Annotated in this window: 27 protein-coding genes; all 27 read left to right on the top strand. The window is 59.9% G+C overall.

Going from position 1 to position 17,812, the window contains the following annotated elements:
• Positions 1–558 (top strand): DNA cytosine methyltransferase (locus HMPREF1546_RS13960; RefSeq protein ID WP_021750490.1); only part of this gene is annotated, 558 nt, incomplete at its 5' end.
• A gap of 11 nt (positions 559–569) precedes the next feature.
• Positions 570–752 (top strand): hypothetical protein, encoded by a 183-nt coding sequence (locus HMPREF1546_RS19410; RefSeq protein WP_036630967.1) that lies wholly within the window; start codon positions 570–572, stop codon positions 750–752.
• A gap of 19 nt (positions 753–771) precedes the next feature.
• A complete protein-coding gene (locus HMPREF1546_RS13950; protein WP_021750492.1) occupies positions 772–1,686 on the top strand; it encodes a DUF6273 domain-containing protein in 915 nt (304 codons plus the stop codon).
• 2 nt (positions 1,687–1,688) lie between these two features.
• Entirely contained in the window at positions 1,689–1,844 is a 156-nt protein-coding gene (locus HMPREF1546_RS18965; protein WP_154669737.1) for a hypothetical protein, read from the top strand.
• A 3-nt stretch (positions 1,845–1,847) separates the two neighbouring features.
• Entirely contained in the window at positions 1,848–2,201 is a 354-nt protein-coding gene (locus HMPREF1546_RS13945; RefSeq protein ID WP_021750494.1) for a hypothetical protein, read from the top strand.
• A 7-nt stretch (positions 2,202–2,208) separates the two neighbouring features.
• A complete protein-coding gene (locus HMPREF1546_RS13940) occupies positions 2,209–3,036 on the top strand; it encodes a DUF5131 family protein (protein ID WP_021752045.1) in 828 nt (275 codons plus the stop codon).
• Between the two features lie 15 nt (positions 3,037–3,051).
• Positions 3,052–3,348, top strand: a complete 297-nt coding sequence (locus HMPREF1546_RS13935; protein WP_021750496.1) for a hypothetical protein — start codon at positions 3,052–3,054, stop codon at positions 3,346–3,348.
• Positions 3,345–3,536 (top strand): hypothetical protein, encoded by a 192-nt coding sequence (locus tag HMPREF1546_RS13930; protein WP_021750497.1) that lies wholly within the window; start codon positions 3,345–3,347, stop codon positions 3,534–3,536. Before HMPREF1546_RS13935 ends, HMPREF1546_RS13930 begins: the two co-directional genes overlap by 4 nt.
• A gap of 18 nt (positions 3,537–3,554) precedes the next feature.
• The gene (locus HMPREF1546_RS13925; RefSeq protein WP_021750498.1) at positions 3,555–3,872 is read left to right on the top strand and encodes a hypothetical protein; all 318 of its coding nucleotides are present in this window, start codon (positions 3,555–3,557) and stop codon (positions 3,870–3,872) included.
• Positions 3,838–4,374 carry a Holliday junction resolvase RecU gene (locus tag HMPREF1546_RS13920; protein ID WP_021750499.1) on the top strand — a complete coding sequence of 179 codons (537 nt, stop codon included), beginning with the start codon at positions 3,838–3,840 and terminating at the stop codon, positions 4,372–4,374. Before HMPREF1546_RS13925 ends, HMPREF1546_RS13920 begins: the two co-directional genes overlap by 35 nt.
• On the top strand, positions 4,371–4,598 hold the full coding sequence (locus HMPREF1546_RS13915; protein WP_021750500.1) for a hypothetical protein: 228 nt from the start codon (positions 4,371–4,373) through the stop codon (positions 4,596–4,598). The genes HMPREF1546_RS13920 and HMPREF1546_RS13915 overlap by 4 nt, the downstream gene beginning before the upstream one ends.
• A complete protein-coding gene (locus tag HMPREF1546_RS13910) occupies positions 4,595–4,819 on the top strand; it encodes a hypothetical protein (RefSeq protein WP_021750501.1) in 225 nt (74 codons plus the stop codon). The genes HMPREF1546_RS13915 and HMPREF1546_RS13910 overlap by 4 nt, the downstream gene beginning before the upstream one ends.
• Positions 4,816–5,301 carry a Gp49 family protein gene (locus tag HMPREF1546_RS13905; RefSeq protein WP_021750502.1) on the top strand — a complete coding sequence of 162 codons (486 nt, stop codon included), beginning with the start codon at positions 4,816–4,818 and terminating at the stop codon, positions 5,299–5,301. The genes HMPREF1546_RS13910 and HMPREF1546_RS13905 overlap by 4 nt, the downstream gene beginning before the upstream one ends.
• A gap of 17 nt (positions 5,302–5,318) precedes the next feature.
• Positions 5,319–5,636 (top strand): hypothetical protein, encoded by a 318-nt coding sequence (locus HMPREF1546_RS13900; RefSeq protein WP_021750503.1) that lies wholly within the window; start codon positions 5,319–5,321, stop codon positions 5,634–5,636.
• A gap of 59 nt (positions 5,637–5,695) precedes the next feature.
• A complete protein-coding gene (locus tag HMPREF1546_RS13895) occupies positions 5,696–5,923 on the top strand; it encodes a hypothetical protein (RefSeq protein ID WP_050625003.1) in 228 nt (75 codons plus the stop codon).
• Positions 5,924–6,003: 80 nt separating this feature from the next.
• Entirely contained in the window at positions 6,004–6,513 is a 510-nt protein-coding gene (locus HMPREF1546_RS13890) for a hypothetical protein (RefSeq protein WP_021750505.1), read from the top strand.
• Between the two features lie 199 nt (positions 6,514–6,712).
• Positions 6,713–7,189 carry a hypothetical protein gene (locus HMPREF1546_RS13885; RefSeq protein ID WP_021750507.1) on the top strand — a complete coding sequence of 159 codons (477 nt, stop codon included), beginning with the start codon at positions 6,713–6,715 and terminating at the stop codon, positions 7,187–7,189.
• Between the two features lie 74 nt (positions 7,190–7,263).
• Positions 7,264–7,875, top strand: a complete 612-nt coding sequence (locus HMPREF1546_RS13880; protein ID WP_021750508.1) for a ParB N-terminal domain-containing protein — start codon at positions 7,264–7,266, stop codon at positions 7,873–7,875.
• Complete coding sequence (locus HMPREF1546_RS13875) at positions 7,865–8,548, top strand: ParB N-terminal domain-containing protein (RefSeq protein ID WP_021750509.1); 684 nt, start codon at positions 7,865–7,867, stop codon at positions 8,546–8,548. The genes HMPREF1546_RS13880 and HMPREF1546_RS13875 overlap by 11 nt, the downstream gene beginning before the upstream one ends.
• Entirely contained in the window at positions 8,541–10,100 is a 1,560-nt protein-coding gene (locus HMPREF1546_RS13870) for a ParB N-terminal domain-containing protein (protein ID WP_021750510.1), read from the top strand. The genes HMPREF1546_RS13875 and HMPREF1546_RS13870 overlap by 8 nt, the downstream gene beginning before the upstream one ends.
• Positions 10,097–10,792 (top strand): methyltransferase domain-containing protein, encoded by a 696-nt coding sequence (locus HMPREF1546_RS13865; RefSeq protein WP_021750511.1) that lies wholly within the window; start codon positions 10,097–10,099, stop codon positions 10,790–10,792. The genes HMPREF1546_RS13870 and HMPREF1546_RS13865 overlap by 4 nt, the downstream gene beginning before the upstream one ends.
• 33 nt (positions 10,793–10,825) lie before the next feature.
• On the top strand, positions 10,826–11,341 hold the full coding sequence (locus HMPREF1546_RS13860) for a hypothetical protein (RefSeq protein ID WP_021750512.1): 516 nt from the start codon (positions 10,826–10,828) through the stop codon (positions 11,339–11,341).
• Positions 11,325–12,761 carry a hypothetical protein gene (locus HMPREF1546_RS13855; RefSeq protein WP_021750513.1) on the top strand — a complete coding sequence of 479 codons (1,437 nt, stop codon included), beginning with the start codon at positions 11,325–11,327 and terminating at the stop codon, positions 12,759–12,761. Before HMPREF1546_RS13860 ends, HMPREF1546_RS13855 begins: the two co-directional genes overlap by 17 nt.
• 10 nt (positions 12,762–12,771) lie before the next feature.
• Positions 12,772–12,945, top strand: coding sequence for a hypothetical protein (locus HMPREF1546_RS18960; protein ID WP_154669738.1), 174 nt, complete (start codon positions 12,772–12,774; stop codon positions 12,943–12,945).
• Positions 12,946–13,019: 74 nt separating this feature from the next.
• Entirely contained in the window at positions 13,020–15,185 is a 2,166-nt protein-coding gene (locus HMPREF1546_RS13850; protein WP_021750515.1) for a phage portal protein, read from the top strand.
• Between the two features lie 12 nt (positions 15,186–15,197).
• A complete protein-coding gene (locus HMPREF1546_RS13845; RefSeq protein ID WP_021750516.1) occupies positions 15,198–16,187 on the top strand; it encodes an HK97 family phage prohead protease in 990 nt (329 codons plus the stop codon).
• Positions 16,188–16,201: 14 nt separating this feature from the next.
• Entirely contained in the window at positions 16,202–17,770 is a 1,569-nt protein-coding gene (locus HMPREF1546_RS13840; RefSeq protein ID WP_021752043.1) for a phage major capsid protein, read from the top strand.
• The last annotated feature ends 42 nt before the right edge of the window (positions 17,771–17,812 follow it).

The raw sequence follows: 17,812 nt of genomic DNA, 5'->3' as shown, positions 1-17,812 counted from the left end.
GGGGGGGGGGGGTACGACGTTAGAAACATAACCCTACCGGACTATGATGTACTGACTTACGAACCGCCCCAAAAAGTCCACGGCGTTCTTGCGGCCCCTCCATGCACGGAGTTTTCGGTCTTGAACTGCAAGGCAGAGGCGCGGGCGCGGAACCCGGAAGAGGGCCTGAAAGTCGTGATGGCCTGTCTGAGAATTATTGAAAAGTGCCGTCCTGAATGGTGGGCCATGGAAAACCCCGTTGGACATCTGCGGGAATACATGGGGCCGTCTACAATGATTTTCCAGCCATGGGAGTACGGAGACCCCTGGACCAAGAGAACCGAGCTTTGGGGTACATTCACCCCGCCGAAAAAGCTATATGAGCGGTGGGAGGACGTACCTGACAAGCTGCCCCTATACACAAGGCCGGGAAGAGGGAAACCAAATTTTGCATACCTACACAAATCGGCTCAGTCCCTTATCCCTCAGCTTGCGTGGGCCAAACCGAAAAGCGATGCCGATTTCAGAGCCATCACCCCGCCTGGATTCGCTCAGGCGTTTTACGAGGCGAACCCATGAAAGGAGACGCCATGCAGAAAACATATCCACGCCGATGCAATATCTTCAACTGCGACCGGCGGCACGGTAACATCTGCTGCGCCGATTGCGGCTACCGGGATAAGAACTGCAAGAACCCCTGCTTGAACCACCCGACCCGGTGCGGACAGGTCAAGCCGCCACAGACAGCCCACGGCCAGAAGCCGGGGAAATAAAAATCAGGAGGAATTTACCATGCAAGAGCAAAAGAGGACTTTCAAGTACGGAGACGTGTTCCACGTGGCCGGTCTGGACTGGATTGTGCTGCGGACCACCCCGGCGCCGACGCCGGACTGTTCCGATCTCCACTTCTGCGAGGCCACCGAAGACGTCTTCCAGGCCCCCTTTGATGAGAACGACTGCAACGACTGGAACAAGGCGAGCCTGCGGAAGCAGCTCAACGGCGAGTTCCTGGATAAGCTCATCGCTGAATGCCCCGGCCTGAAAGACGCCATCGTCCCCACCTACCGCGACCTGACCGCCGATGACGGCCTCCGGGACTACGGAAACTGTCTGGACAAGGTAACGATGCTCACCGCCGAAGAGTACCGGCAGACCCGCGATCTGCACCCCGCGCCGGAGCATTGGCGCTGGCTCATCACGCCGGACGGGACCCCGAAGAGTTCCGGGACCTCTTTCGTCCGCTACGTGTACTCGGACGGGAGCCTCAGCGTCAGCATCGCGTACTTCGGCATCGGGGGTGTGCGCCCGGCTTTAACTCTGAAATCTGACATCTTGGCATCTATCCTCGACGCCGAGGACAAGAAGAGAGCGGCGGAAATCCGGCCCGCCGACGGTCCTCAGCCTGGGGTGGATGAGACGCCGGAGCAAGCGGAAATGGCCCTCTATGAGCAGGCCGTGGAGCAGTTCGGGGAGAGCGCTCAAATCCTCATGGCGGTGGAAGAGATGAGCGAGCTGCAAAAGGCCCTACTCAAGTATCTGCGCTTCAAGGACCATGAGCAGGGCGATGAGGCGGAAATCCTGGCGGCGATCTCCGAAGAGAGGGCCGACGTGGAAATCATGCTGAACCAGCTCCACGTCATCTTCGGTGACAACACCGACATGGAGATTGCCAAGCTGGAGCACCTTTGTGAGCTGCTGGGTGAATGACGATGCTGCTGTTTACGTGGACCCTCTTCATCCTGATTACATTCACTGGCTTTTGCTACGCCTTTGGGGGCAAGACCATGAATGACCGGAGCAACGGCGCAAAGGTTACATCTGCGGGTATGCTGGCCCTGTCTATTCTAATCGCGTTTGGAGTGTAGCCTATGCACGATGAAGTGTTCACCATCCCCGCCCGCCGGTGCAAGCGGTGTGGAGGTCTGCTGACATCCTCCCAGGGCTTGCGGGATGGGTACGGTCCCTGTTGCCTGCGGAAGATAAAGCAGGAAGAGGCCGACCGGAAGATGATGGAGAACCAATGCAGCCTATTTGACATTGTGAAGCCGGGCGGCGGCGAGGCCGAAACTGAGAAAGGGCCGCTGAACGGGAAGTGCATCACGGGGAAAAGCCCGACCGGGCATTGTGGGGCCGCCGCCTACTGCTCGGAGCCATACGATTGCTGCGCCTCCTGTTCCTCTGACTGCAATATGCGGTGCGGCTGGCTCAGGGAAAGGAAATAACTGACCTATGAATATTCACAAGACCGACATTGAGTGGTGCAGCCACACATGGAACCCTGTAACGGGGTGTAAGCACGGGTGCGAATACTGCTACGCCCGGCGCATGGTGTCCAGGTTTGGCCCGCACCCCTGCGAGCGGCCCATCATTGAGCCGCTGGAGGTACTGCCCAAGGGGACCGGGTGCTACTACGTGGAGCAGCCTACCAAGCTCTGCGACGAAAACGGGGAGCCTGTGCGCTCCACCCCGTACCCCAAGGGCTTTGCCCCCACCTATCACGCCTACACCATGGACTATCCTGAGAAGCGGAAGACGCCTGCGCGGATATTCGTCTCCAGCATGGGAGACCTGTTTGGGGAGTGGGTGCCGGACATCTGGATTGAGGATGTCTTCGCTGCCTGCAAGCGAGCGCCGCAGCATACCTACCTGTTCCTCACCAAGAACCCGCAGAGGTATCTTGACATGGGCCATGCCGGGAAGCTCCCCATGGAGCGGAACTTCTGGTACGGGACCACGATCACCGGCCCTGAGACGGAATACTTTGGAGCTTCCTGCGTCAACACGTTCCTGAGCATCGAGCCGCTGCTGGAGCCGTTCAGCGCGGATGACTGCGCCGGTTTCCGGCGGCTCGGTGAGCCTCTTTGGGTCATCATCGGAGCCATGACCGGACCGGGGAGCAAGCGAAAGCAGCCGAAGCGGGAATGGGTAGCGGCCATCACGGAAGTTGCTCAGTCTGCCGGGGTCCCCGTCTTTATGAAAAACAGTCTGAAAGACCTGTGGGGCGGCCCTCTCATTCAGGAGTACCCCGAGGGTATGGTGCGGGTAGACGGAGAATAACTGGAGGGAGAACTATTGAAGAAGCGAAGCTGCCGGAGGACCGGCTTTGAACAGGAGCAGCACGACCGGGCAATCCGGGTGCGGAAGATGACCGACGCTCAGCTCTGTGCCTACCTGGATGAGCTGGAGGCCCGCAACCAGCCCATCGTCATCTCGCAGGATGAGCTTGAGAAAGTCATCAACGGCTTTATTGACAGCCTGGCTACCAGGAGCGACACCGGCCTGCGGGTCAGCGACGCCACCATCCGCAAAATCCGGGCCATGGCCGTTGAAAATGGCTACCTCCGGCCTACTGGCGGAGGCGAGGCATGAGCGAGCACCGAAAGAAAATCACCATCCGCGTATCGTCGCAGACAGCCTACCACCTGGAGGCCGAGGCTGAGCGCCTGGGCATATCCCCTGGGCGCGTGGTGGATGAGCTGATGAGGGCGGCCAAATTCTGTGGAGAAGTGTGTGGAATTTGTGGAAAACACCACAAAAAGCAAACAAATAAGCCTTAAAAGTTAGGAGAGTAGACAATGGGCATCTACGGTGCGGCGCTGAGGGAGCTTGAGCAATACCGGAGGGATGAGGCGGCGGGCCTGCTGCTGCGCCTGCCGGTCCCCCTGGGGGCTACGGTATGGCGGGTACGGGATAACCCGGCCTGTCACTATGGGGTACGGGAGGCTGAGAAATTCCTCTTTGGCCGAGTAGTCACCCCGCGCCGCATCGTGGAGCCTACGCCCTTTACCCTGGCCCTGCTGGACGCCTGGGGAAAGACCGTATTCTCCACCGAGGCTGAGGGGAGGACGATGTTAGAGCATGACACCAAGCGAGAGGGCGAAAGCGGCCCTTAGATACCAGAACCGGAAGAACCGCGCCCAGGGAGCCTTTTTTGAGCAGATGATAAACGGGGCCTGCGACTTCTACCGGAGCCGCCAGATCGCTGACATTGAGAAGACGCCGGAGCCGATGCAGCCGACTAAGGACCTGGGCGGCGGGAAGTTCATCGCGCACTACACCAGCACGGCTCAGGCCGACTACAAGGGCTTTCTGTTCGGAGGCCGGGCGGTCAACTTCGAGGCCAAGTACACCGACGTTGAGAAGATGACCCAGGACCGCGTGACAGCGGACCAGACGGAGCGCCTGGAGCGGGCGCATCAATTCGGAGCCGTGGCCTTTGTCCTGTGCTCCTTTGGGTCCGTGGGATTTTACCGCATCCCATGGACAGTGTGGCGGGACATGAAAGGCCGGTTTGGGCATAAGTACATCACGCCCCAGGAGGCAGCGCCCTATGAGGTCCGCATCGGCGGCCCCGGTGTGCTGTTGTTCCTGGAGGGATTGGAGGACAGACCATGAGTAATTTCCAGAAAGACGTCCAGCTTCTTGCGGACCTCCAGGGCCTCATTGAGAAGCGGGAGAAGCAAGTCAACCCGCCGGAGGGCAGCACCGCCATCATGGGCGCGATCTCGCCGGTGCTGCGGGCCGCTATGCCGGCCGCACAGAAAGCGGCCCAGCGTGAGCTTGACATCCTGGTCCGGGTGAAAAACCGCCTGGGCGAGCTGATGGAGGGTCAGAGATGAGCGCCCGCCGGGAGCACCGTCTCCGCAACCTGGAGCGCCGGGTCGCGGAGCTGGAGACCATCGCCGCTACTCCGGTGTTCATCCACACCAAGGGAGACGGCGGAGAGGACTACGTTTTGGAAGCCGTGTGGAGCAAGGAGGAAGCCGACACCCACCCCGACAAGCGGCTGAGCCTGCTGGACCGGCTCAAAAATATCTTTACTGGAGGACATGAGAAATGAAACAGTACATCGGGACCAAGATTATTGAGGCCGAGCCTGCCTACCGCTGCATGGACGGTCAGGGGCGCGTCACCATCACCGATGACCCGTCCGAGGCGTTCCCCAACTTCCCCAGCGTGGAGGACGGCTACCGCGTCCGGTATGCGGACGGGTATGTGAGCTGGTCCCCCAAGGACACGTTTGAGCGGGCCTATCTTCCCCTGGAGACCAACAAGGAGCTGCGGACCGGCAAGCCCAGCATCAGTCAGGAGATGGTGGACAACTTCATCCTGGAGACCTGGACGCAGACCGCCGGGGAGAAGACTACCATCGTCCGGGCCATGCTGCGGAATGGCTTTGAGCTGGTGGAGGCGTCTTCCTGCGTAAGCCCTGAAAACTACGATGAGAAGCTGGGCCGCGAAATCTGCATGAAGAAAATCAAGGACCGCGTCTGGTATCTCCTGGGCTTTCTGCTCCAGACTGCGGTTAATGGCGTCAAGTGAGCTGTGGAGGTTTAGGTATGGATAAGAATATTGCCGATCTGCTGGAGCTGATTAAGGCTCACCCGGAGCTGCCCATCGTCCCGATGGTGGACAGCGAGATTGTCTGTGATGAGGGCTACGCCCGCTGGCTGGGGTCCTGGGGCGCGGCCAGCGTCACAAAGTACCTGGTGTCGGAAGAGCACATCTTTTTCTTTGACGATGAAGATGTTGAGGCCGTCCTCATCGAAGTAAAGGGGTACGATGAATTTCTCTCCATGACGGATAAGGAGGCCCAGGAAGCCTACAACGCCCTCCCCTGGGTGGAGTGCATCGCCGTAGACATCAATCTGCCATGAGCTGCTATGGGTGCGCCTGCGATCACTGTCTCTACAATGCGGAGCTTGAGGCGTGGTACATGACGCCGGGCGAGGTCCAGAACGCCGAGGACATCTGCTTCTGCTGCGATGAGTGCAAGCACTACGACGGCGACTTCTCCAAGCGCAGCCAGTGGCGCCCGGACTGCCCAAGGCACAAGCTCCCGGAAAAGTACCTTGAGATGCAGAGGATAGTCGAACAGCGGAGAGCGAGGGCCGCAGAGACGCGCCGGAGAAACTTCCAGATCATAAAGGGCGGGAAGCCCTGAGCAAATAAAAAAGCCGCCTCCCCCGGAGGGAAGACAGCCCGTGACAAAGCTATTTTACCACATGGGAGGCGACAAAATCAATGGGCAAATCACAGGAGAACATCAGGGACATCATCATGCAGGCCGTTGAAGCCGGACGCATCTCTGCCGAGCGCACCGCCAAAGATGCTTTCAAGGCTACTGAGCGCCGTCTCTACGGCCTGCCCACCCTGAAAATCAAGCTGGAGGATGACCTTGAGCGGCTGGAAGAGTTCAAGCTCTACGGGCCGCGAGAGCGGAGCAAGAGCATCACCCGGTTTGTCAAGAACGGGAACCGGCTCACCCCGGATGAGATATGGGAGGCCGTTCTCATGGACATGGAGGCCACCATCGCGGCGGACCGCTATGAGATTGAGACCCTGGAGCGTGCGCTCGCCACGGTCCGGGATGACCCCTATTACCGGGCGCTGTCCGGGAAGTACCTGGATGACGTGGACGATAGGGACATAGCTGAGGCCCTGGAGTGTGATACCTCCACCGTCTGGCGGCACCGAAAGAGGCTTGTGCAGCGCGTCGCAGTCTGGCTATACGGCGCGGAAGCCTTGAGATAAGGGCTTGCAATTTTGCCGTGCAATTTTACAATTTGACGGTGCAATTTATCTGTGTTATACTCATCCACAATGAAAGAGTGTGGGTAGAGAAAACCGTCATAAATACCAAGTTCACGGCATATTTTTTGGGAAAACCTGTGACAAAAGCCCTGAAATGTGGTATAATTACGGTAGGAAAAAGCAAAGGAGTAACTAACCTATGAAAAACATCTGCCTACTCGATCTAAACTACACCCTGGTAGGAAACCAGGCGGACACGCGAATGCTCCGGCCATTCTCCCGGCGCATGGAGGCCGAAGAGTACCGGGCCGATCTGATTGAGGCCATCCGGGATGACTATGTTATCATCGTGACGGCCAGACCGGACTACCAGATGAAGCAGACTATGGCGAACATCAAGCGGAAGACCGGCTGGCAGCCCCAGGAGTGGTACTTCAACGACATCAACGCGGAGCCTCCGGTCTTCAAGGAGAGCGCCCTCCGGCGCTTCATCCTGCCCCGGCACGGCGCACAGAACGGCCCGGAGGGGGCGCACTACTACGCGGTGGAGAGCAATCCGAAGACGCGGGCCATGTATGCGCGGTTCGGTATTGAGGCCGCCCCCTATGACCGCTTCATCAAATCGGCGGGCATGGCGAGGGTCCCGGCTTTCGACCAATGCAGCTTATTCGGATAACTGAATATCAGCCACCAGGCGGGACGCGAGAGCGCCCCGCTTTTTTATTGCCCAAATCTGAAAGGAGTGGAAGCGTGGAAACCAGAGTAATCAAGCTGGCCGACATCAAACCGGCCCCCTATAACCCCAGGGTGCAGCTCACGCCCAAGGACCAGGAGTATAAAGCCCTGGACGCGAGCATTGAGGAAAACGGCCTGGTCCTGCCTCTCATCGTGAACATCCGGGACAACTGCCTGATCGGAGGACACCAGCGGCTTTCCGTCCTGCTGGCCGCCGGGGAGACGGAGACAAACGCCGTCGTGGTGGATATGCCGGAGGCCCAGGCCAAGGCGCTGTGCATCGCCCTGAACAAGCTGGACGGCGAATGGGACTACGGCCAACTGGCCGACATCATCCAGCAGCTCATCGACGATGGAGAGAACCTACTCGCCACCGGCTTTACCCAGGCAGACATTGACGATCTCCTGGGGGAAATCGGCGGTGAGCTGGGCGAGGATGAGGAACCGCCCTCCCTGGGCAAGAAAGAGGACACCGCCGACGGCATTAAGTGTATCGTGGGCGACTTCTCTTTCCGTCTGGAGGAAGCGGAGTTTGAGGACCTTATGGCAGACGTCCGGGAAAAGGTGGGCTTTACTCAGGAGCTTGTCTGCGCGGAGCTGAAAGGGAGGCTTTTCGATGAAGTATGAAACCAGACTGGAGATGCTGAAGCTCTCCGACATCGTGGCCGCCCCGTATAACCCCCGTGAAGACATCGAGAGCGGAAGCGATGAGTACAAGGCCCTGCGCCGGAGTATTGAGCTTAACGGCATGGTGGAGCCGCCGGTCGTGAACCTCCACAATATGCGCTGCATTGGTGGTAATCAGCGCCTTGTGGTCCTCCGGGACCTGGGATGGAAAGAAGTGCTCTGCTCCGTCATCGACCAGCCGGACGAAAGCAAGGAGATGAAGCTCTGCCTTGCCCTGAACCGCATCGAGGGCCGCTGGGACACCGACCGCCTGGGCGAGCTGCTGCGGGATGATGAGGTCCTGGAGTTTGAGACCGGCTTTGACCGCGATGAGGTCCTGGTCTACCGGCAGCTCGGCGGGGACGGCGAGGGCGAGGACGCCGACGATGACCCGGATTGGGACCAGGACGAAGACCCGGACGCCGAGGACGCCGACGGCGAGGAAGAGGACGAACCCGCCGGCGGTGACGATGAGCCCGCCATGGGGACTACGGTTGTCCGAATTGGACACCTACACTTCAAGGTCGAGGTCCCGCGCTACAAGCGCCTGGTCGAGAGCATCCGGGACGCCGGTATCTTCGACCAGGGAGAAATTGCCCAGGAGATGAAACGGAGGTTGCTGCGCCATGATTAAACTTGTCCCCATCGACGCTGTGCGAGCGTCGGAGTATAACCCCCGGCGCAACGACGAAAAGCGCCTTGCCCTCACAGAGCTGTCCCTCCGTAAGCTGGGCTTTCTGCTCCCGATCTACGCCGATGAGAGCGGCGAAATCCTGAGCGGACACCAGCGGCACCTTGTAGCCTCCCGCATGGGCTTCCGGCAGATACCCGTGGAGTATGTGAGCGGAAAGACCCTGGGCGAGCGGCGGGCCGTGAACGTCCTGTTCAACCGGGCCACGAATGACCTCCAGAAGCAGGACACTTGCGCCATCATCCGACGCCGCCTCTATGAAATGGACATCGAGGCCATGACCGGGGAGCTGCCGGACATCGAGCCGGGGACCGAAGCATCATTCCCCTGCGTCTACGCCCTGCGTCGGATGGACGTCGTGAAGCTGGCAAAGCTCAATCACCGGAGCTTCGACACCCACATCAAGCAGCTTGCAAAATCCCTGGAGCGCCGAATCGGGAACGCCATGCCGGTAGTCATCGGGGAGGCCGGGAACGTCATCAACGGGATAGGCCGCCTGCAAGTAGCAGCGGAGGCCGGCAGAAAGGTCATCGCCTGCGTCAAGGTGAGGCCGGAGCAAGAGGCTTTCGCGTCCTCCATGCTCAACCTGTTATCCATGGACTTTGACATGGAGGGCACCTACGCCGACGATCTGCGCTTCAACAGCTTCATGCGGGAGCGGAACACCAGGGAGACCGACGCCGAGGGCAACGCCGCCCTGGGGGACGGCTTCTTTAAGGGCGTGTTCCCGAAAAACTGCGGGCGGGACTTCTGCAAGCTGGAGGGCGCGGCCCTGGAGACCTGGCGCCGACACTACGGGTCCAGCGTGGTAGACTTTGGAGCCGGGAAGCTCAACAACACCAGGACGCTCCGCAAGGCCGGTATTCAGGTATCAGCCTTTGAGCCGTACTTCGTGACCGTGGGCGAGAAAATCCACAAGGAAAAGAGCCTGGAGATTGCCGCCCGCTTCCTGGACGAAGTTGAGGCCGGGACGCCGTATAGCAGCGTCTTTATCTCCAGCGTGTTCAACAGCGTACCCTTTATGGCGGACCGGAAGCAGATTGCGGTCATCGCGGCAGCCCTGTGCGCCCCGGACGGGATGGTGGTCTGCTGGTGCCAGAGCAACAAGGCCCCGCAGTTCGTGAACACGAAGAAAAAGTTCATGGCCGCAGAAAAAATCCTGACCTTTGACCTGGACTATGAGCCTAACACCATCCTGGGGGACATCGGAGCACACCCCAAGGTCCAAAAGGGCCACACCGAGGAAGAGATGCGGGCGATCTTCGCCCCGTGCTTCCGTACCGTGAAGCGCCTGGAGATGATAACAAAATTCTGGTACATGGAGGCGGCAGACCCGATTGTGGACCCTGCGGCCCTGGCCGCTGCGCTGGACTTTGAATTTGAGCTTCCCTACCCGGACGGCTCACGCATGGGACTGTCTCAGCGAGCGCGGGAAGCGTTTGAGCACCGGCTCGGTATTCGCCTGCCCCCTCCGACGAAAGGAGAGGCAAAATGAGAGACAACGTACACCCTGGGGAGAAATGGGAGTTCAACGGAGAAGTGGCCGCCTGCTTCGCCAATATGCTTGAGCGCAGCATCCCGGACTACCGATCTATGCGGGCGCTTACCTACAAGCTGGGCGAGCGCTTCATCCAGCCGGAGACCCTGATTGTGGATGTCGGGTGCAGTACCGGCCTGGCCGTGGAGCCATTCGTGGTGAAGTACGGCCAGAGCAACAACTTTCTGCTGGTGGATAACGCACCGGCCATGGTGGAAGCCTGCGAGAAGCGCTTCCGGGCAGACGTCAACGTCACGGTCCGGCAAGGGAATATTTGGGAGTATTTGCCATTTGAGCAAAAGAGCAGCCTGGTCCTCTCCGTCCTGTCCATGCAGTTCATGCCGACGTCCTACCGGCCCCGGATGCTCAAGCAGATTTACGACGGCCTGACCGACGGCGGGGCGCTCATCTTTGTAGAGAAAATCCTCAGTGAAAACATGGATGACCTGATGGTGGACCTCTACTACGAGATGAAGCGGGAGAACGGCTATACCGATGAGCAAATCATGTCCAAGCGGCGCAGCCTGGAAAATGTGCTGTCTCCGCTCAAGGCCGAGTGGAGCGTGGACATGATGCGGACCGCCGGTTTTCGGCAAGTCGATATGTTTTGGCGCTGCCTGAATTTCTGTGGCTGGATAGCCGTTAAGTGACGGCTACCGGCCCCGAAAGGAGGGTAGATCGGAATGCCGAAGCACAGAGACACCGAGCCGTGGGAGCGTCTGGAGGGCGAGGGTGTCAAAGCGTATGAGGCGTTTTCGGTCTACCTGGAGCTGGGGGAAGAGCGCAGCATCCGGGCGGTTGCTAAGCAGTTAAACAAAAGTACCACGCTCATAGGCCGATGGAGCCGCACCTATCAGTGGGTGGAGCGGACCGCCGCATACGACGTTGACGTCCAGAGGAAAGCCCATGCCCAGGCCGTCAAGAAGCGCCGGAAAATGGCTGACCGTCATATCAGCATCGCCCTGAAATTGCAGGAAAAGGCGTTGCAGGCCCTCAAGGACATGGACCCCAGCGAGATAGACCCGAAGAACCTTGTGGCGTTCATCCGGGAGGCTACCAAGCTGGAGCGTGAGAACCGCATGGAGCTGGAGGCCGACACAGCACCGGGCAAGGCGAATGAGCAGGCCGACAGCAGCCTTGCCGCCGTCATCTCTGAGGCGTGGGAACGGAGGAAGCAGCAGAATGAACCTGACAAGTGACGCCATCCTCTACTACGCCGACAATCCGGTGGACTTCGTAGAGGACATTATACGGGCCAAGCCGGACAGCAATCAAAAGGCCATCCTGAACAGTGTAGCGCAGTACCCCATGACCTCTGTTCGCTCCGGCCACGGTATCGGCAAGAGCGCGGTGGAGAGCTGGCTTGCCATCTGGTTTCTGACTACCAGGCCATATCCCAAGATACCCTGCACCGCCCCCACCCAGCACCAGCTATGGGACATCCTGTGGGCCGAGATTGCGAAATGGCTCCGCAGTAACCCGGCCCTGTCTCAAGAGCTGATATGGACCAAGGAAAAGGTCTACATGAGAGGCCACCCGGAAGAGTGGTTCGCGGTAGGCCGGACGGCCAGTAAGCCCGACGCCCTCCAGGGCTTTCACGCCGAGCACGTGCTCTACATCATCGACGAAGCCTCCGGCGTCCGAGATGAGATATTCGAGCCGGTCCTCGGCGCACTATCTACGGAGGGCGCAAAGCTGGTAATGTGTGGTAACCCCACGAAGATTACCGGCTTTTTCTATGACAGCCACCACAAGTCCCGCGAGCTTTACAACGCCATGCACATTGACGGGCGGGACAGCAGCCGAGTAGATCAGCAGTTCATCGACACCATCATTGATATGTTTGGTGAGGACAGCGACGTCTTTCGAGTCCGTGTGGCTGGGGAGTTCCCCAAGGCCCTGCCTGACAGCTTCATACCGATGGAGTGGGCAGAGCGGGCAAGCGAGGCTGAGGCCCCGGAGATTGACCGGGCGGCCCGCGTGGACATCGGGATTGACGTCGCCCGCTACGGCGATGACAGCAGCGTCCTATCCCCTGTCCTGGACAAGAAGCTCCAGGAAAAGCCGGAGATATACCACCACAACGACACCATGGAGCTGAGCGGCAAGGCCGTCCAGCTCATCAAGCGCTATGCCCTGGAGCAGCCCTGGGCAGAGATACACGTCAAAATCGACTGTGACGGCCTGGGCGTCGGCGTCTTTGACCGCCTCATGGAGCTGCGGGAGCAGATCGTGGAGGAAGTTCAGGCCCAGCGAGACCGCCGGTATGCCGACGATGAGGACGCCCCACCCCCGTTCTCCCTGGACATCGTGGAGTGTCACTTCGGCGGCGAGGGCGGCACCATCAGCGACGATGACCCCATCGACTACCAGAACAGCACCGGCCTTATGTGGGGCGCGGTCCGGGAGGCCCTGCGGACGCAGAGCATCAAACTATATCCCGATGATAAGCAGATAAGCCAACTTTCCAACCGGAAATACGTGGTGAACAGCGCAGGCAAGATTGAGCTGGAGAGGAAAGAGGCCATGAAAAAGCGCGGCCTGTCCTCCCCGGATATGGGAGACGCGCTGGCCCTGGCCCTGCATGACCCGCTGGTAAGCGACTGGAGCATTGACTAAGGAGGACACCATGAAAGCGAAATGCAGTTACCTTGTATCGGCTGACGGCTGGCCGATGAAGTACATCCGGGCAAATACGGCGGCAGAGGCCCGGCGCCGCTGGCAGAAGATGACCGGCGGCCCCAAAAACCCCGCTGTCTCCCAGGTGCTCGGTAAAAAGCCGAAGCGCGAGGGAGGCGAATAACCGTGCCATTCTGGAACCGATTTAGAGGGGGTGGTGCGGGGAGGGCGAGCCAGACCTACCGGAGCGACAGCGTTATGCTGCCCAGGTGGACCAACCCGCCGGAGCGCAATACCCAGGAATGGATAGACGCGTTTCACACCAACCCCCGCCTGTCCGTCGTGGAGCGCATCGCCTCCGATCTGTCTTTTGCAGAGGGCAAGCTCTACCGGGTGGATGAGAACGGAGACGAACAGGAGCTTACTCATCACCCGTTCCTGGACTTTTGGGCGAACCCAAACCCGCTGCATGAGATGAGCAACGCGGCCCTGTGGCGGCTCCTGGAGATTTACCTCAAGCTCAAGGGAGAGGGGTACTTCATCATGGAGAAATCGCCCCTGGGCGTCCCTGTGGAGCTGTGGCCGGTCCCTGTCCATTGGGTACAGATGACCCCGTACCTGGACCACCCGTACTACACCGTCCGGCTCACCAACGGTCTGCTGATGAACGTGTCCGTAGATGATATGTTCGTGATGAAAGACCTGAACCCGATAGACCCGTTCAAGCGCGGCCTGGGGCAAGCTGAGGCCCTGGCAGATGAGATTGAGACCGACGAATACGCGGCCAAGTTCCAAAAGCGCTTTTTCTTCAACGACGCCACGCCGAACCTCATCATCGGTATGCCCAAGTCCACCCCGGAGCAGCGACAGCGCTTCCGGTCTGAATGGCTTGAGCGCTTCCGGGGAGTGTTCCAGAGCCACGGCGTCGCTACTGTCAACGGCGAGGTCACGGTGAACAAGGTTGGAGACAGCATGAAAGACATGGACATGGTGAACGGGCGCACATTCCTGCGGAATGCCGTCCTTGAGCACTTCGGCGTCCCCCGTGAGATTATGGGTATCACGGAGAGCAGCAACCGGGCCACGTCGGAGGCGGCTCAGTTCATCTATGCCCAAAACGTCCTTATGCCCAACCTACGCCGCCGGGAAGAGGCCATCAACAACCAGATCATCCCGTATTTCGGAAACGACTTGGTGTGGCGCTTCGATGACATCATCCCCCGGAACCAGGAGTTTGACAAGGCCCTGGGCATCGACGGCTGGAATGCCGGACTACTCACCAAGGATGAGGCCCGCGAGAAGCTGGGTATGCCTCCGGCCCTGGTGGGCGGCGACGTCTACAAGACGCAGTTCTCCGACGTCTACATCCGGGAAGACGATGACCCTGTGGCGATCTCCACGGCGGCGGCTAACCTCCAGTATGCAGAGAGCGCACCACCGCTTGAGACGGGCGGAGAACAGGACATTGAGATAACAGATAACGGAATACCCCTGGACGCCGAAAACGGCTCAGAGGGGGCGGGAGACGGCACAGAGGGCATAGAAATCGTGTCCTCCAAGGGTACGTCCCCGGAAGAGCGGAAAAGCCTCCAGGTGCAGGCCGCACAACGCGCCCTGCTGCAAGCTGAGAGGGAGCAGACCCAGCGCTTTGAGATTGCCACCCTCAAATATCTGCGGGAGCAGGGCCGCCGGGTGAGTGACGCCATGGGCGGCACCACCAAGGATGAGCGGAGCGTTTGGGACATTCTCATGGGGGCCATCCCCGGCTATGACCCGAACAGCGAGGACGCAGCGGAGCAGAGCGCGGCGGCGTGGTCCTCTTTGAGCGAGGCAGACCGCACCCGCCTTGTGAGCGCCTTTACCCTGGGCCTCATCGACTGGCCCAAGGAGGAAACGGCCTTGCTGAATATCTTTGAGCCGCTGTGGAAAGAGAGCTACGACAAAGGCGCTGGGGTGTCTGCCAAGCTCTACAACCTCCAGGCGGTCCAGAGGCCGGAGCTTGTCAGCACGGCGAAGCTGCGGGGCGGCGTCCGGGTCAAAGGCATCACAGAGACCACCCAGCAGTCCATCGCCCGTATCGTCTCCGCTGGCCTGGAGCACGGAGACAGCCGGGCCACCATCGCCAAGCAGATTGAACAGGAGATGCAGACCACGGCATCCAGGGCGCGTACCATCGCTACCCAAGAGTGCAATACCTCACTCCTGACCGGCCACTACGACATGATGCGAAAGGCCGGGGCCGCCTGGAAGACCTGGCACGTTGCCAACATGAGCGCCGCCAGACCCTCCCACAAGCGCCTGAACGGTGAGCGGGTCCCTATTGACGCCAAATTCTCAAACGGCCTCATGCAGCCCTGTGACCCGGATTGCACGGACCCCGCCGAGGTCGTGAACTGCCACTGTTTCCTGACATTCGACAAATAAGGAGGACGCCTGATGGAATTTACCGAGATGCAGGCTCAGGAGGCCGCCCGATCTGCGGGTATCGACCTGGAGAAAGAGCGGTTCGACCTGAAAGCCCTGACAGCCGGGATGAATGCGGAGCTTGAACACGGCACCGCAAACCCGGACACGAATATTACCAACGATGACCCCGTTATGACGGCGAAGCTCGCAGCGGCACATCTGCGGGTCTCGCCGTTTTACTATGCCTCCGGGCGGGGCCTGAAAGCGTGGGAGGCTTCGCTCCGTAGAGGGGTGAAAGTGAAAAGCTCCAAGACGGAGCACAAAACGCTGTCTTTCCGTACCGAAGAGTACGACGAAGAGAGCGGCATCTTTAGTGGCTACGCCGCCGTCTATGGCAACATCGACAGTGGCGGGGACATAATTGAGCCTGGTGCCTTCACGAAGACAATCGCCGAGGGCTGGGAGAGGGTGAAGATACTCGCCCTGCACAACGACTGCTGGCTCCCCATTGGCAGACCTTTGGAGCTGAGGGAAGACAGCAACGGCCTTTTCATTAAGGCCAAAATCAGCGACACTTCGATGGGACGCGACATCAAAGTGCTGCTGAAAGATGGAGTTCTCACTGAGCTGTCCATCGGATATGACCCCATCGTCTTTGACTACGACGAAAACGGCATCCGGCATCTGCGGGAAGTCAAGCTGTGGGAGGTCTCCGTCGTTACCTGGGCCATGAACCCGGAGGCGACGATCACCGACTACAAGCAGGCCACCGACGCCGCCGGTTTCCTGGACGCCTTTTTGGAGGCAGCCACCGCCGAAGTCAAGGCCGGTCGGAAAATCAGCGGGACCCGGCTAAAGGCCCTCAAGGACGCGAGCGCGTCCATGAAAGCCGCTACCAAGGTCCTTGACGGCATCATCCGAGAGGCAAGCGACACCGAGAAATCCATCTCCCGTACCGCCAACACCAGAGCCGAGAAGTCCGCGCCGACTACCGGCATCACCTATGAAATTCTGCTATAAGGAGGAAATTACAAATGGCTATTCCCAAGAAAGGAACCGCACCCGCTGGCCGCAAGTCTATGAAGATGGAGGCCGATGAGCTGACCGAGAAAATCAAGGCTTGCGTCAAGGAGGCCCTGGATGAGCAGGCCGAGGCCAAGGCCGAGGGCGAAGAGGGGACCGAGGACGCTGTTGCCGAGGTTGCCCCCGCTGACATCTCCGGTCTGATTGAGGACGCTATGGCCGTTGTCGCTGAGAAGCGCAAGAGCCGCAAGGAGGCCGGCGAAGAGCTGGGCGACGTCACCGCCGAGGAAGTCATGGAGGCCGTCGGTGAGATTATCGACGCCACCGAGGGCGAGGCCAAGGAGGATGACGGCGTTGAGGAAGAGGTCAAGGAGGATGAGGAAGTGACTGATGAGGCCAAGGGGCGCAAGGCCGCCGCCCGCAAGCACCAGACCAAAAGCGCCCGCAAGAGCGCGGCCTCCCCCGTCCAGCGGAAGTACAGCTCCATTTACATGAGCCGTACCACCCCCACCAGCACCGCCAAGAAGTCCGTCCCGCCTGCTATCCAGCTCGCCCGCGCTATCAAGTGCCTGGACGTGTTCGGCAAGCATGACCCCGACGCCGCCTCTTTCTACGCGCAGCGGAAGTATGACGATGCGGACATGGCCCGCGAGTTCAAGGCCCTGTCTGCCACCAACCCTGCTGCCGGCGGCTACCTCATCCCCGAAATCTACCTGGACCAGATCATCGAGCTGCTGTACTCCAAGACCGTCATCTTTGAGCTGGGCGCTCAGAAAGTCCCCATGGCCAACGGCAACCTGAACATCCCCAAGATGACCGGCGGCGCCCGCGCTACCTGGGGCGGTGAGGCTCGCAAGATTGCGAAGACCCAGCCCACCTACGGCAACATCCGTCTGTCCGCAAAGCGCCTGGAGGCCATCGTGCCTCAGACCCGCGAGCTGCTGATGAGCACCAACTACTCCGCCGATCAGCTCTTCGCCAACGACCTGACCCGGCGCATGGAGCTGGGCCTTGACTTCGGCGCTATGTTCGGCAAGGGCGGCGAGTTCCAGCCCCTCGGCGTGTTCACCGACAAGGAGGTTGAGCACGTGGACGCCAAGACCCTGAGCAACGAGGACCTGGCCGACAGCAACGGCAAGATTACTGCCGACTTCCCCGTGTTCGTCCGCTCTAAGGTCCTGGCAAAGAACGTGGACGATAACAAGCTCGGCTGGGCGTTCAACTCCGTCCTGGAGGGCTACCTGATGAACCTCAAGACCACCACCGGCGCGTACATCTACCGCGATGAGATGAACATCGGCAAGCTGCTGGGCTTCCCCTATCGCGTGTCCAACCAGATCACCACCGACACCACCGGCCTCACTGAGCTGGCCTTTGGCAACTGGGCGGACCTCCTGGTGGGCGAGCAGATGGGCCTTGAGACCTACACCACCCTGGACGGCTCCTGGGTCGATGAAGAGGGCAACCAGCACAACGCCTTTGAAGAGAACCTGGCCGCCACCCGCGCCCTCATGTACGTGGACATCGCCGCCCGTCACAAGGAGAGCTTCCTGCACGTCAAGAACATCAAGGCGTTTTAATCAGAGGCCGGGGCATACCGCCCCGGCCCTATAATTTCAACA

Source organism: Oscillibacter sp. KLE 1745, from assembly GCF_000469445.2.
GTDB classification, from domain to species: Bacteria; Bacillota; Clostridia; order Oscillospirales; family Oscillospiraceae; genus Oscillibacter; species Oscillibacter welbionis.
This window is presented reverse-complemented; position numbering and strand designations above follow the sequence as displayed.